The organism is Polaribacter sp. (assembly GCF_965660385.1).
Lineage (GTDB): Bacteria > Bacteroidota > Bacteroidia > Flavobacteriales > Flavobacteriaceae > Polaribacter.
The window spans coordinates 31,782-45,674 of sequence record NZ_CBFHZT010000002.1 but is presented as its reverse complement, the minus strand read 5'-3'; the positions used below and the strand labels follow the sequence as shown (position 1 = coordinate 45,674).

General features: G+C 30.3%; 14 protein-coding genes. 4 read left to right on the top strand and 10 right to left on the bottom strand.

Going from position 1 to position 13,893, the window contains the following annotated elements; all coding sequences use genetic code 11:
- Positions 1 to 64: 64 nt before the first annotated feature.
- A complete protein-coding gene (locus ACTG3V_RS01075; RefSeq protein ID WP_439130273.1) occupies positions 65 to 1,162 on the bottom strand; it encodes a TolB family protein in 1,098 nt (365 codons plus the stop codon).
- 42 nt (positions 1,163 to 1,204) lie between these two features.
- On the opposite strand from ACTG3V_RS01075, the gene ACTG3V_RS01070 reads away from it, so the two are divergent.
- From ACTG3V_RS01070 to ACTG3V_RS01055, 4 genes are all read left to right on the top strand, one after another.
- Positions 1,205 to 2,428, top strand: coding sequence for a M28 family peptidase (locus ACTG3V_RS01070; protein WP_439130272.1), 1,224 nt, complete (start codon positions 1,205 to 1,207; stop codon positions 2,426 to 2,428).
- A gap of 127 nt (positions 2,429 to 2,555) precedes the next feature.
- Positions 2,556 to 3,251: a hypothetical protein gene (locus ACTG3V_RS01065; RefSeq protein WP_439130271.1), complete on the top strand. Its 696-nt coding sequence runs from the start codon at positions 2,556 to 2,558 to the stop codon at positions 3,249 to 3,251.
- A complete protein-coding gene (gene dusB / locus ACTG3V_RS01060) occupies positions 3,169 to 4,170 on the top strand; it encodes a tRNA dihydrouridine synthase DusB (RefSeq protein ID WP_439130270.1) in 1,002 nt (333 codons plus the stop codon). The genes ACTG3V_RS01065 and dusB overlap by 83 nt, the downstream gene beginning before the upstream one ends.
- 104 nt (positions 4,171 to 4,274) lie before the next feature.
- Positions 4,275 to 4,577: an HPF/RaiA family ribosome-associated protein gene (locus tag ACTG3V_RS01055; protein WP_439130269.1), complete on the top strand. Its 303-nt coding sequence runs from the start codon at positions 4,275 to 4,277 to the stop codon at positions 4,575 to 4,577.
- An 82-nt stretch (positions 4,578 to 4,659) separates the two neighbouring features.
- Here ACTG3V_RS01055 and ACTG3V_RS01050 read toward each other — a convergent pair whose 3' ends face one another.
- From ACTG3V_RS01050 to kbl, 9 genes are all read right to left on the bottom strand, one after another.
- Positions 4,660 to 5,862, bottom strand: a complete 1,203-nt coding sequence (locus ACTG3V_RS01050) for an ABC transporter permease (RefSeq protein ID WP_439130268.1) — start codon at positions 5,860 to 5,862, stop codon at positions 4,660 to 4,662.
- Between the two features lie 15 nt (positions 5,863 to 5,877).
- Positions 5,878 to 6,273, bottom strand: coding sequence for a 30S ribosome-binding factor RbfA (gene rbfA, locus ACTG3V_RS01045; protein WP_439130267.1), 396 nt, complete (start codon positions 6,271 to 6,273; stop codon positions 5,878 to 5,880).
- A 20-nt stretch (positions 6,274 to 6,293) separates the two neighbouring features.
- Complete coding sequence (locus ACTG3V_RS01040; protein ID WP_439130266.1) at positions 6,294 to 6,938, bottom strand: response regulator transcription factor; 645 nt, start codon at positions 6,936 to 6,938, stop codon at positions 6,294 to 6,296.
- On the bottom strand, positions 6,935 to 7,681 hold the full coding sequence (locus tag ACTG3V_RS01035; RefSeq protein ID WP_439130265.1) for a sensor histidine kinase: 747 nt from the start codon (positions 7,679 to 7,681) through the stop codon (positions 6,935 to 6,937). The genes ACTG3V_RS01040 and ACTG3V_RS01035 overlap by 4 nt, the downstream gene beginning before the upstream one ends.
- A gap of 621 nt (positions 7,682 to 8,302) precedes the next feature.
- Positions 8,303 to 8,911 (bottom strand): hypothetical protein, encoded by a 609-nt coding sequence (locus ACTG3V_RS01030; RefSeq protein WP_439130264.1) that lies wholly within the window; start codon positions 8,909 to 8,911, stop codon positions 8,303 to 8,305.
- 293 nt (positions 8,912 to 9,204) lie between these two features.
- A complete protein-coding gene (locus tag ACTG3V_RS01025) occupies positions 9,205 to 9,498 on the bottom strand; it encodes a FoF1 ATP synthase subunit delta/epsilon (RefSeq protein WP_439130263.1) in 294 nt (97 codons plus the stop codon).
- Positions 9,499 to 9,573: 75 nt separating this feature from the next.
- Complete coding sequence (gene atpD, locus ACTG3V_RS01020; protein WP_439130262.1) at positions 9,574 to 11,082, bottom strand: F0F1 ATP synthase subunit beta; 1,509 nt, start codon at positions 11,080 to 11,082, stop codon at positions 9,574 to 9,576.
- A 153-nt stretch (positions 11,083 to 11,235) separates the two neighbouring features.
- Positions 11,236 to 12,579 (bottom strand): OmpA family protein, encoded by a 1,344-nt coding sequence (locus ACTG3V_RS01015; protein ID WP_439130261.1) that lies wholly within the window; start codon positions 12,577 to 12,579, stop codon positions 11,236 to 11,238.
- Positions 12,580 to 12,691: 112 nt separating this feature from the next.
- Positions 12,692 to 13,885, bottom strand: coding sequence for a glycine C-acetyltransferase (gene kbl, locus ACTG3V_RS01010; protein ID WP_439130260.1), 1,194 nt, complete (start codon positions 13,883 to 13,885; stop codon positions 12,692 to 12,694).
- Positions 13,886 to 13,893 lie beyond the last annotated feature (8 nt).

Here is a 13,893-nt window from a genome sequence, read left to right as displayed (position 1 = left end):
ATTAGATTTCTCGACTGCGCTCGAAATGACTATCGTTAGTCATATTCACTTTTAAGAAATGAAATTAATCCTGCCATTCTGCAATAAACAAGTTGGTATCTCTACCACCTCCATTATTTCTATTAGATGAAAAAGCTAACTTTTTACCATCGTTTGAAAATACTGGAAATGCATCAAACGTTTCTCCATGAGTTACTCTCTCTAAATTTTTACCATCAATATCGATTAAGTATAAATTGAAAGGAAAACCTCTTTCTGCCTCAAAATTAGAGGAAAATAAAATCTTATTTCCTGATGGATGAAAAAACGGACTCCAATTCGCGTTTCCTAAATCTGTTAATTGACGTAATTCAGAACCATCTGCATTACAGATGTAAAGTTCCATTTCTGTTGGCTCTACCAAACCTTCTGCCAATAAATCTTTGTAGGCTTTAATTTCTTCTTTAGTTTTTGGTCTCGAAGAACGAAAGATAATTTTTGTTCCATCTGGAGAGAAAAATGCTCCACCATCATAACCTAATTCGTCAGTAATTTGTTTTACATCAGAACCATCAATATTCATAGTGTATAATTCTAAATCGCCACTTCTAGTCGAAGTAAAAACAATTTTATCGCCTTTTGGTGATACTGTTGGTTCTGCATCATACCCTTTTTCGTTGGTTAATTGTTTTACAATATTGCCTTCTAAATCTGCCACAAAAATGTCGAAACTATCATAAACTGGCCAGATGTATTTTCCGTTTTTACGCAGTGGAACTTCTGGACAATTTTCATCAACTAAATGTGTAGAGGCATAAATAATATGTTTATTATCAGGTAAAAAATACGCACAAGTTGTACGCCCTTTTCCTGTAGAAATCATAGGTGGCATTTTGTCTTTAAAATTTTCATCAGCATTCATTAAAAACATCTGATCGCAACTAACATTCCAATTTTTGTAGTTGGATTGAAATACCAATTGCTTATCATCAAAACTCCAATATGCTTCTGCATTATCTCCACCAAAAGTTACTTGACGTAAACTCTTAAAATGTTTTTCTTCAGGATAAATTAAGGAATCTTTTACTTCAGTTTTTTCTGAAACTTTAATTTCAGATTGTTTTTTTTCATTTTTACAAGATAGCATTAGAAATACTAAAAGCAGTACAGAAAGAATTCTCATTTTATTTTTTATTATTTAACTTCGCAAAAATAATTAATCCTTATGAAAAATAGCATTTTAATTCTCTTTTTAGCAGTTTTATATTCTTGTACAACAGCAATAAATCAAGAAAATCGTATCACAGAAGATGTTACTTTTTTGGCTTCAGACGATTTAGAAGGAAGACAAACAGGAACTGAAGGTGAAAAAAAGGCTGCAAATTACATCACCAAAAGATTTGAAGAACTAGGTTTATCTAAAAAAGGAACTGAAGGATACCTGCAACATTTTACGTTTAAACCAAAAACCAATCCGCATGACGAAGTGAAGTTTGATGTAAATGGAGATGGAACTATAACAGGAAATAACGTAATCGGTTTTTTAGATAACAAAGCAGAAAACACCATAATTATTGGTGCACATTACGATCATTTAGGTTATGGTGGTGAAGGTTCTTTGTATAGAGATTCTATAAAAGCGATTCATAATGGTGCAGATGACAATGCTTCTGGGGTTGCTGTTTTATTAAATTTGGTAGCAAAATTAAAAGAAAAAAACACGAATAATAATTATTTATTTATGGCTTTTTCTGGCGAAGAAATGGGGCTTCTAGGTTCTAATTATTTTGTAAAAAACCCAACTATTGATACTAAAAAAGTATCGTATATGATTAACATGGATATGGTTGGCCGAATGAAAAAAGACTCTTCTCTAGCGGTTTATGGCACAGGAACTTCACCAATATTTAAACAAGTTTTAAAATCTCATAATGATAATTTTAAATTGATTCAGCAAGAATCTGGAGTTGGGCCAAGTGATCATACTAGTTTTTATTTAGCGGATATTCCTGTATTGCATTTTTTTACAGGACAACATGAAGATTATCACAAACCTGGAGATGATTCAGAAAAATTGAATTATGATGGCATGTATTTAATTTCTGATTATATTTTTAATATTATTTCTGATTTGGATGATAATGGAAAACTAGCATTTAGAACCACTAAAAATGAAAGCGAAAGTACACCTCGTTTTAAAGTGGGTATGGGTGTAATTCCTGATTATTTATTCGATGGTGAAGGAATGCGAATTGATGGTGTATCCGAAGACAAACCTGCACAAAAGGCTGGACTTCAAAAGGGTGATATTGTCATAAAATTAGGAGATAGTACAGTAACAAATATGATGAGTTATATGCGTGCTTTATCTGTTTTTGAAAAAGGAGATAAAAGTAAAGTAGTTGTAAAAAGAGGCGATACTAAAGTTGAAAAAGAGATTAATTTTTAGCCATTTACACGCATTTTACGACCACTTATACATCTTGTTTTTAGAAATGAATATTAATTGATATTTTTAGAAAGATTATCAATTAAATTATAACAATATATTTTTATTGATATTTATGCTAAATTTCATGAAATATAATTTATTATTTGTTCTTTTTTTTATTTGTTTCCTATCTCAAAGTCAAGATAAGATTGATATTACTCATGACTCTATAGCTAATTTATTCTCTCAAAAAGCCTGGGATAAATATGAAATTCAGAGTGATAGTACTTTGTATTATGCAAATAAAGGAATTGAATATTCCAAAGCGAACAACTCTTCTATCGGAGAAGTTTTAAATCTTGAAATTAAAGGAATTTATTTTGAAGAAGTAAAAAATGACTACGCAACAGCTTCTCAACTATATTTTAAAGCTATAGAGATTGCCGAAAAAAAGCACCCAAAACTGGTATCATCATTATACAATAACCTTTGTATTATGTATATGGTAACTGATAAAAGTAAATCTGAATTTTATGGTAAGAAAGCTGTAGAAGCAAGTGGTATAATTAAAGGCACAAGAGATGAAGTAAAAGCATACGTTAATTTAGGAATTGCCCAAAGTAGACTGGAAAAATATGAAACAGCCAACAAAACACTTAATTATTTTTTAAGTCTTAAAGTTCTAAATCAATATGAAAGAAATTTGGCATTGTTAAGAATTGCTAAAAATTATAAAAATAAAGAATTAAATTTGCACTATGGCAAAAATAGACAACATAGAATTAGGCGATTTCCCACTTTTATTAGCACCCATGGAAGATGTTTCAGATCCACCATTTAGAGCATTGTGTAAAGAAAATGGCGCTGATGTTGTGTATACAGAGTTCATTTCGTCTGAAGGTTTAATACGTGATGCCGCAAAAAGTGTTATCAAACTAGATATTTACGAAAAGGAAAGGCCAGTTGGAATTCAGATTTTTGGTGCGAATTTAGATTCAATGCTAAAAACGGTAGAAATTGTAGAAAAATCGAATCCAGATATTATTGACATTAACTTTGGTTGCCCTGTAAAAAAAGTAGTTTCTAAAGGTGCTGGAGCTGGAATTTTAAAAGATATCGATTTAATGGTTACACTTACAGAAGCTATGGTAAAACATACCAATTTACCCATTACTGTCAAAACTCGTTTAGGTTGGGATCATGACTCTATAAGAATTGTTGAAGTTGCAGAACGTCTGCAAGATGTGGGTTGTAAAGCCATATCCATTCATGGTAGAACTCGTGCGCAAATGTACAAAGGTAATGCAGATTGGAAACCTATTGCTGATGTAAAAAATAACCAAAGAATGCACATTCCAGTTTTTGGTAATGGAGATGTTACATCACCTGAAAGAGCTATGGAAATGCGCGATAAGTACGGTTTAGATGGTGCAATGATTGGTAGAGCTGCAATTGGCTATCCTTGGTTTTTTAATGAAGTAAAACACTTTTTTGAAACTGGCGAACATTTAGCCAAACCAACAATAGCAGAAAGAACCCAAATTGCAAGAAGACATTTACAAATGGCTATTGATTGGAAAGGCGAACATTTAGGCGTTGTAGAAACCAGAAGGCATTATACCAATTATTTTAAAGGCATACCACATTTTAAAGAATACCGATTAAAAATGGTTACTTCTGATGATCCTGCTGATGTTTTTAGTGCTTTTGATGAAGTGGAAAACAAATTTGGAAATACTTTGATACCTGATGCTCGATAATAATTCTGCAAAATTTAGGCATCATTTTTAAAGATTGATAAATATCATATATCAATTATTGAATATACACTACTTTTAAGTATGTAATTTTAAATTCAAGAATTATGACATACGATATTCAATTTGTTGGCATACCAACTAGTGAAACTTTAGAGGCTTATACGATTCATAAATTAGAAAACTTGACTAGAAAATATGAATCCATAATACACACCAATGTTTTTTTTAAAAAAGAACATTCTCCTAAAAAATTAGGTAGAATTTGTGAAATGGAATTGAGTATTGCTGGACCTCGAATTTTTGCATCTACAAACGAAAAAAACTTTGAGTTAGCTGTAAAACATACTATTAGCGATTTAGAAAAACAGTTAAAAAAGAGAAAAGGTGTTTTAAAGCCTTATTTATAATAAAATATGTTTTCATCAAAAAAGAGCTACAATTCATAAGGTTGTAGCTCTTTTTTTTATCAACAAATAATTGTTTAAGAAATTACTTTTCTATAAAACCTTTATTAATTCTACTACTAGCAATTTTAGAAGCTATAAAGCCTAATGTTGTTATTGTAAACACCACAATTAACAAATTGATTAGTTTAAATTCTACTGGATATGGCAAGCTTTCTGTAATCATAAATAGGCTGAACTGTTGCTGTAAAAAAACCAAAATAATCCCCAATGTTAAACCTATTAACATTCCAAAAAAGGTAAGCAAAAAACCTTGAAAAACAAATATTCGCTTTATGTCTTTTACTGATGTTCCTAAGTTAAATAAGGTTTTTAGATTGTGTTTTTTATCAATTATCATCATGATAATAGTACCAATTACATTGAATAAAGCAATAATTACAATTAGGGTAAATATTAAATAGGAAACTACATTTTCTGTATTTATCACCTTGTAAAAAACTTCGTTCAGTTGGGCTTTGGTTTGTACTTTAAACGTATCTCCTAAAATTTCTTGTAAATCCTTGGCAACTTCATCAGCTGCCAAAGCATTTGTTAATCTTAATTCTAAACCTGTTATTTGATTTTCTTTAAAGCGCAATAAGTTTCTAGCTTCTTCTAAGTTTAAAAATACATACTTACTTTCAAAATCTTCGGTACCTGAATATAAACCCACAATTTGAACATCAGTTTTATAAAAAGCATTATTTTGGTTTATAAAACCTATACCTCCTCTAGGCACCATAATTGATAAAGGATCTCCAAAACTTCTAATTCCTAGTGAAAGTTTTATAGCAATTGCTCTGCCTACAACAGCAGTATTTAAGTAATTTTTATCTAACCAAGAGCCAATTGCTAAAGAAGAATCTATTGGAATAATATTGACATAATTATCTTGAACACCCTTTACATATGCAATTTCATTCTTGTCATTGTGTTCTAAAAAAACACGTTCCTCTATAATCTTTGAACTTGCTTGTATTGCTGCATTGTTTTCTAAAACCTGTGCAATGTCATCAGTAAGCAAAAAAGATTTCCCTTTTGCTGAAGTAATTTTAATATCAGGATCTGAAGCGTCTAAAAGACTATAACTAAAGGTACGTAAACCAGAAAAGCCAGAAAGTATAATGAAAAGTGCTAATGCCCCAACAATAACTCCGAAAGAAGCTATAATTGTAATAATGTTTATAGCGTTATTACTTGTTTTTGTAAATAAATATCTTTTGGCTATGTATAGAGAAAAATTCAAGTAGATAAGTTGAATTTATAGCTTTTTACGTCTTGGTAAAACTTCTGGGTTTTTGATTGGGTTTTCATCTTCACCATTTAAAGACTTATCAATTTCTTCTAAATAATCTAAAGTATCATCACCAAAAAATAATAATTCTGGCATTCTACGCAATTGATTTTTAGTTCTTTTTGCCATTTCGTGACGAATTAAAACTGTATTTGATTGTACACCTTTTACAATTTCGTCTCTTTTTTCTGAAGGAAAAATGCTTAAATATACTTTTGCAACACCCAAATCTGAAGTTACATGAACTTTAGATACTGAAATCAACACTCCTTTCATACCATCTTGAGCCGCTTTTTGCAGCACATCTACCAAATCTTTTTGCAATACAGATGCAATTTTTCTTTGCCTATTTGTTTCTTCCATAATGCAAATTTACAATATTTTTATGGAGTGTATATCTTATTTTTAATAGCATACATTACCAATCCTACTCTATTTTTTACATTTAATTTTACAAATAAATTATTTCTATATCCATCTATGGTTTTAGGGCTCAAACACATTATATCTGCAACTTCCTTATAGGTTAATTCTGTGCAGGCCAATTTTAAAAACGTTATCTCTTTTTCTTTTAATACTATACCTTCATCAACATGACCAGATAAAGAATTCATTAATAAATTGGTTACATTTTTAGTATGATAAAATCCGTTTTCAACTATTTCAGATAGTGCCATTTCTAAAACCTTTTTTTCTGTATCCTTTAATAAATAACCAACAGCCCCAGCCGTTAGCATTTTTAAAACTGTGGAATCGTCATCTTCAACAGATAAGGCCATAACATGTACGTTTGGGTGATTTTTAGAAATCCACTCAGTAGTTTCTATACCATTCATAATGGGCATATTAATATCCATTAAAACTACATTTGGGATGTTTACTGGTGATGCCGAAAATTTATCAATTACTTCTTGACCATTTTTACAGGTGTATAAAACCTTAAACTTGGTAAAAGTATTCACCATAGTTTGTATGGCTTGAGATAGTAAAACATGGTCATCTACTACAATTACAGAAAATTCATTCATAATTTATATTTTATTTCTATTGCAGTTCCTTTATTTTCTTCTGATATAAATTTAACTGCTGCACCAATTAATTTTGCTCTATTTTTTATATTGATTAAACCAATGCCATCTTTCTTTTCTTTTGATGAGAAACCAATTCCATTATCTTTTGCAATAATTACCAAATCGGAATTACTATAAACTAAACTCACCTTTAGTTGATTAGCCCTAGAGTGTTTTATGGTATTCGAAAAAAATTCTTGTAAAATTCTAAAGATAATTATACTTGATTTTTGATCGATATCAATCTCTTCACCAGAAATCTCTAAGGTTGCATCAATAAAATTTAATCTGTTAAAACGATCAATTTCTAACTGAATAGCATCTTTTAAACCAATAATACTCATGGCTTCAGGGTTAATTAATTTAGACAAAGCTCTTACTTCTGTTAACCCTTTGGTGATGGTATTAGATACTTCTTTTATATTCTCTTTTGTTGCACTCTGTAGTTGAATTTTTGCCAATGTTAATAACTGTCCGATATTATCATGTAGCTCCCAACTAATATTTCGTAATGTTTCTTCGCGAATTTCTATTTGAGTTTCTGCAATTTCTTTTTCAAAACGTTTTTGATCTTCTTTCTGTTTTTCTACCAAAGAATTTTTCTTTTTTTGAAATACTGTAAATAAAATTATCAACGAGATTACAATAATTAGAATGAGTATAGTAGAAACAATTAATACAAATTCTCCGTTTTCTTGCATGTTAGTAAGGCGTAAATAAAAATTAGTTGATATACTGTAGCAAGATAATAAATAATCGGAAACATAGCTCTAGTTTCAAAAACACTTGAGTAGTATAAAGACCAAAATGGAACACTAGTTAAATAGAAAACTAAAAAACTAACTGAAAACCAAAAGGACAACAATTTTTTATAATTTAAGACTCTATCAGAATTTAATAATTCAATAAAAAATAAAATTACGATTATACTGTTTACAACACCTTCTAAAGGAATAGTGTATAAAACATAAAAGTTAAAAGAAAAACTAATTAAATAAATAATATTAAAACTAAATACTAATATTTTAAATATTTTAACTCTTGCCTTTTCTTTGATTAAATGATAATAAATGAGTGCAAAAGTATTGAATTCAAAAAATGTATAAACATTAAATAAATCAATATTATTTGTCTTTGAAAAAAAGTGAGTAGCTAAAACATCTACAATTACAATTACTAAAAAATAACAAACAAAGAATTTATAAAAGGAATATCCTTTATACTTTTTATAGTAGATTAAAGACAACAATAATGTTATATATTGAAGAGATCTTCCAAATTCTTTAATAAATAAACCATCATCAGATATTTCCATAAAAACATTAATAAGGAGGAGTTGGTTGCATTCTATTTGCGGATGAACTCTCTAAACCATTTTGAAAATTTAAATTAAGCATACTTGCTTTATTTACTTTTTTAGCTTTTACTTTTTCTAAATACTGTGTAATTCCTACCGGTTTTCCCTTGGTTGAATATAGAGGCTCAAAAGCTGCATCATCCTTACCATCTATAGTTGTAGTAGGTGTAAAAATTATAGTATTTCTATTTCTCAATTCTTTTTTCTTATATTTTTTTGAATACTGAGTAGGATAAATTCTAAAACCAGTTACAGGAATATCTTTCTCTTTAGAAATTCTCTCAATATAAGCAATGTATTGTTTTAAGTCTTCTAATTTATACCAATTATATACTGTAGAAACTGAATCTTTTCCTTTAGATTCTTTTTTAATGTATTTGTTTAATTCTTTCTTGGCTCCTTTTTCATAGGCATCCATCATATCTGCCATTTCTTCATAAGTAATAATTTGTGCTGGTTTTGAATGATTTGGATAACATGAAACATCTTTGGCATGTTCGCATTCTGTTTTACAAGAGTACATGAGTATTGCCAGTGAACATAAAAAAAACAGTGTATTAAATTGAGACTTCATTTTTTAATAATATTTTAAATTAATTGATACTAAAATACAATTTAAATATCTATAGAATTATCGTTTAAAAAAATACAGGGTTTTTCCCCTTTTGATTTAGGGGTTTACATTGTAGCTCAATACTAAAAAAAATCACAAATTTGAACTAAGAAAAAAGAAGAGTCTCTTTAGGGGAAATTGCAAAAAAAAACATCTTTATTATTAAAGATGTTTTTTATTATTTAATTCTTTTAGAAACAAAAAACTCAAAATAGTTACTATTTTGAGTTTTAAATTTTTACCAACAATTTACTTTAGTCTGCTAAAATAATCGCCTTATTGTCATTTAATTCTAAAGTACCAGAGCTAATGGCTAAAGTTAATATTTTATCATCAGCTTCATCCGGAACTAATTTTCCATGCAAATCATCTAACTCGATATTAGTTTGAGAATGAATATGAATATTTACAATACCTTCTCTTAAAACAGATACAACTGGTGCGTGATTATTTAACATTTGAAACTCTCCATTCACACCAGGAACTGTTAATGAATCAACTTCTGATGAAAATAATATAGCTTCTGGTGTTACAATTTCTAAAAACATATTTCTTTAGTTTTTAGTTGTTAGTTATTAGTTGTTGGTTAAAAACTGCCAACTGCCAACTGCCAACTTATTATATTACGCTTCTGCTAACATTTTTTCTCCGGCATCAATTGCATCTTGAATTGACCCTCTTAAGTTAAATGCTGCTTCTGGATATTTATCTAACTCACCATCCATAATCATATTAAAGCCTTTAATAGTATCTTTAATATCAACTAAAACACCTGGTATACCTGTAAACTGTTCTGCTACGTGGAAAGGTTGAGATAAGAAACGTTGTACACGTCTTGCTCTATGAACTACCAATTTATCTTCCTCAGATAATTCTTCCATACCTAAAATGGCGATAATATCTTGTAATTCTTTATAACGTTGTAAAATTTCTTTTACTCTTTGTGCACAATTATAATGCTCATCACCTAATATATCAGCAGTTAAAATTCTTGAGGTAGAATCTAAAGGATCTACAGCAGGATAAATACCTAACTCCGCAATTTTACGAGATAATACTGTTGTTGCATCTAAATGCGCAAATGTTGTTGCTGGTGCTGGATCTGTTAAATCATCTGCAGGTACGTAAACCGCTTGAACAGAAGTAATAGAACCTTTTTTAGTTGATGTAATACGCTCTTGCATAGCACCCATTTCTGTTGCCAATGTTGGTTGATAACCAACCGCAGATGGCATACGTCCTAAAAGTGCTGATACCTCAGAACCTGCTTGTGTAAATCTAAAGATATTATCTACGAAGAAAAGTACATCTTTACCTTGAGCTTCACCTGCTCCATCTCTAAAGTACTCAGCAATTGTTAAACCAGATAATGCAACTCTTGCACGTGCTCCAGGTGGTTCGTTCATTTGTCCAAAAACAAAAGTAGCTTTTGAATCTATCATACCAGATTTATCTACTTTAGATAAATCCCAGCCACCTTCTTCCATAGAATGCATAAAATCATCACCATATTTGATAATTCCCGATTCTAGCATCTCTCTTAATAAATCGTTTCCTTCACGAGTTCTTTCACCAACTCCTGCAAACACAGATAAACCTCCATGACCTTTTGCAATGTTGTTAATCAACTCTTGAATTAATACTGTTTTACCAACACCTGCTCCTCCAAAAAGACCAATTTTACCACCTTTTGCATAAGGTTCAATTAAATCAATAACTTTAATTCCTGTGAATAAAACTTCTGTAGATACAGACAAATCTTCAAACTTAGGTGCAGCTCTATGAATAGGTAAACCATTTTCACCTTCTTTCTTTAAATTACCTAACCCATCAATTGCATCTCCTGTTACGTTAAATAAACGTCCATAAATATCATTACCAATAGGCATTTGAATTGGGCTACCAGTTGCTATAACTTCTGCTCCTCTTTGCAAACCATCAGTAGCATCCATAGAAATTGTTCTAACTGTGTCTTCACCAATATGCTGTTGCACTTCTAAAACTAAAACAGAACCATCTGCTTTTTTAATTTCTAATGAATCGTAAATCTTAGGAAGCTCATTTTCAGTATTGAATTCTACATCAATAACTGGCCCAATAATTTGAGAAACTTTACCTGTTGTTGTGGACATTTTTGTATCTAATTAAATTATTATTTTTGATAAAATCTTGTATTCACTTAAGAATGCGCAAATTTACTTTTTTTGATTGAAACTAAAAAGTTATTTTAAATAAAAAAAGTCTCATCATAATGATGAGACTTTTTTTATTTAAAAGCTAAGTGATTAATTATTTGCTTTAACCTCTACTCTTCTATTTTTTGCTCTACCAGCAGCAGTACTATTTGATGCTATTGGTTGTGATTCTCCAAAACCTTTAGCTGTTAATCGTGAAGCTTTAACTCCGTTCTCAACTAAGTAATCTTTAACTGCATTTGCTCTTTTGTCTGATAAATACATATTGTATGCTTTAGTACCTGTACTATCAGTGTGACCATTGATATCAAATTCAGAATCAACAAACTCATTCATAACACCAATCATACCATCTAACTGTTGTGTTACACCCGCTTTAAAAGTTGCTCTACCAAAGTTAAATAATATAGGAGTTTCAAACGTACCTTCTTCAACTTTTTTGAATTCAACACAACCTGAATTAGATGCTACACCAGCCTCATTAGGACATTTATCGTCTTTATCTAAAACGCCATCACCATCAGTATCTGGCCAAGGACATCCATTATTTGCAGCAGGACCTGAAACAGAAGGACATTTATCATCTTTATCCACAACACCATCACCATCTTCATCTGGACAACCTTTATTTGCTTTAGTACCTGCAACATCTGGACACATATCATCTTTATCAGCAACACCATCACCATCTGCATCTGGACAACCATTCATTGCAGCTAAACCTGCTGTATTTGGACATGCATCGTCTGAATCTTTGATACCATCTCCATCAGCATCTGGACAACCATTAAATTCTTCTAAACCTGGTACTTCAGGACATGCATCATTTTTATCATAAACACCATCTCCATCAGTATCTGTTCCTCCGAATTTTATAAGTAAACCTAATGAAGATTGAATGTGATTTTCTACTTTATCAGAAAAACCATATTTTGAACCATGTTGAAAACTTAAACCAAGATTATCGTTAAACCAAGTATTAAATCCAAACCCAGTTCCTAGCATACCTTCTCCTTCTGCATTAGCAGAAACATATTCACCACCAATATATACAAAAGGGTCAAACCATCCAGTATCACCAAATAAATTATTTAAATCATACTTAACGTTTAAACCAACTGCATAATATAAAAAATCAGAATCATCTGCTTCATATAGATAAGTGATTTTATTTATAGATCCAGCTAATTGAAGAGAGAATCCTTTTTCTAAATACTTTTCTGCTGTTATACGAGATATAGAAGGTAAAAAATTCCATTCCTCACTTCCGATATGATCTAATGCTTTATCAATAAAAGCAGCATTTGGACTGTAAAAATCTACCACATTTACACCAAATCCTACAGCCCATGGATTATTTTCATCTTGTGCGTTAACGCTGTTTACCATAAACAACGTAAACAAAGCTATCACAGCTAATTTTAATCGTTTCATTATCAAATTTTTAAATTAAAAGTTCCTTATTACTCGCAAAAATAAGTTGTTATAACCTATTTACAAAGACAAATCTACAAAATATTACTAAAACTACAAGTTTTTATAAGTTCTAAATAACATTCAACTCTTTACCTACTTTAACAAAGGCCTTAATTGCTTTATCTAGATTTGCTTTTGTATGTGCAGCTGATAACTGCACTCTTATTCTAGCTTTTTCTTTTGGAACTACTGGAAAAAAGAACCCAATTACATAAATACCTTCATCTAAAAGTTTATTTGCCATAACTTGAGATAACTTAGCATTATATAACATTACAGGAACTATAGCTGCATCTGCACCAACCAAATCAAAACCTGCTTTTTCCATTTCTGTTCTAAAATAGTTTGTATTCCACTCTAATTGATCTCTTAATGAAGTGTCATCAGAAATTAAATCAAATACTTTTAAAGAAGCTCCAACAATTGCTGGTGCTAAAGAGTTTGAAAATAAATAAGGTCTAGAACGTTGGCGTAAAATTTCTATAATTTCTTTTTTACCAGTTGTATAACCTCCCATAGCTCCTCCTAAAGCTTTCCCTAAAGTACCTGTAACAATATCCACTCTGTCCATTACATTCTTTAACTCAACAGTTCCTCTACCTGTTTTACCTATAAAACCAGTAGCATGACATTCATCAACCATAACCAAAGCATCATATTTATCTGCTAAATCGCAAATTTCATCGAGTTTAGCGACAATACCATCCATAGAAAAAACACCATCTGTTACTATAATTTTAAAACGATGATTTTGTGTATTTGCCTCAATTAATTGTTCCTCTAAAGAATTCATATCGTTATTATGATAACGATAACGAGCTGCTTTACACAAACGAACTCCATCTATAATAGAGGCATGATTTAAACTATCAGAAATAATGGCATCCTCTTTTGTTAAAAGCGGTTCAAAAACACCACCATTAGCATCAAAACAAGCTGCGTATAGTATAGTATCTTCTGTATGATAAAAATCTGCAATCTTTTGTTCTAATTGTTTATGAATATCTTGTGTACCACAAATAAAACGAACAGAAGACATTCCAAAACCATGCGTATCCATAGTGTCTTTTGCTGCTTGAATTACTGCTGGATGATTTGATAATCCTAAATAATTGTTTGCACAAAAATTAATAACTTCTTCTCCTGTAGAGATTTTAATAACGGCATCTTGAGAAGATGTAATGATTCTTTCTGATTTATATAAACCAGCATCTTTTATTTCTTGAAGCTCTTTTTTTAAAGTATCTTTAATTTTTCCGTACATTTTTTATT

What these genes read in the sequence shown, in the direction of transcription:
- dusB (WP_439130270.1), top strand. Translation starts at nt 3,169, where the DNA reads ATGGCAAAAATAGACAACATAGAATTAGGCGATTTCCCACTTTTATTA.
- ACTG3V_RS01070 (WP_439130272.1), top strand. Translation starts at nt 1,205, where the DNA reads ATGAAAAATAGCATTTTAATTCTCTTTTTAGCAGTTTTATATTCTTGT.
- ACTG3V_RS01030 (WP_439130264.1), bottom strand. Translation starts at nt 8,911, where the DNA reads ATGAAGTCTCAATTTAATACACTGTTTTTTTTATGTTCACTGGCAATA.
- ACTG3V_RS01025 (WP_439130263.1), bottom strand. Translation starts at nt 9,498, where the DNA reads ATGTTTTTAGAAATTGTAACACCAGAAGCTATATTATTTTCATCAGAA.
- ACTG3V_RS01040 (WP_439130266.1), bottom strand. Translation starts at nt 6,938, where the DNA reads ATGAATGAATTTTCTGTAATTGTAGTAGATGACCATGTTTTACTATCT.
- rbfA (WP_439130267.1), bottom strand. Translation starts at nt 6,273, where the DNA reads ATGGAAGAAACAAATAGGCAAAGAAAAATTGCATCTGTATTGCAAAAA.
- kbl (WP_439130260.1), bottom strand. Translation starts at nt 13,885, where the DNA reads ATGTACGGAAAAATTAAAGATACTTTAAAAAAAGAGCTTCAAGAAATA.
- ACTG3V_RS01065 (WP_439130271.1), top strand. Translation starts at nt 2,556, where the DNA reads ATGAAATATAATTTATTATTTGTTCTTTTTTTTATTTGTTTCCTATCT.
- ACTG3V_RS01035 (WP_439130265.1), bottom strand. Translation starts at nt 7,681, where the DNA reads ATGCAAGAAAACGGAGAATTTGTATTAATTGTTTCTACTATACTCATT.
- atpD (WP_439130262.1), bottom strand. Translation starts at nt 11,082, where the DNA reads ATGTCCACAACAACAGGTAAAGTTTCTCAAATTATTGGGCCAGTTATT.
- ACTG3V_RS01075 (WP_439130273.1), bottom strand. Translation starts at nt 1,162, where the DNA reads ATGAGAATTCTTTCTGTACTGCTTTTAGTATTTCTAATGCTATCTTGT.
- ACTG3V_RS01055 (WP_439130269.1), top strand. Translation starts at nt 4,275, where the DNA reads ATGACATACGATATTCAATTTGTTGGCATACCAACTAGTGAAACTTTA.
- ACTG3V_RS01015 (WP_439130261.1), bottom strand. Translation starts at nt 12,579, where the DNA reads ATGAAACGATTAAAATTAGCTGTGATAGCTTTGTTTACGTTGTTTATG.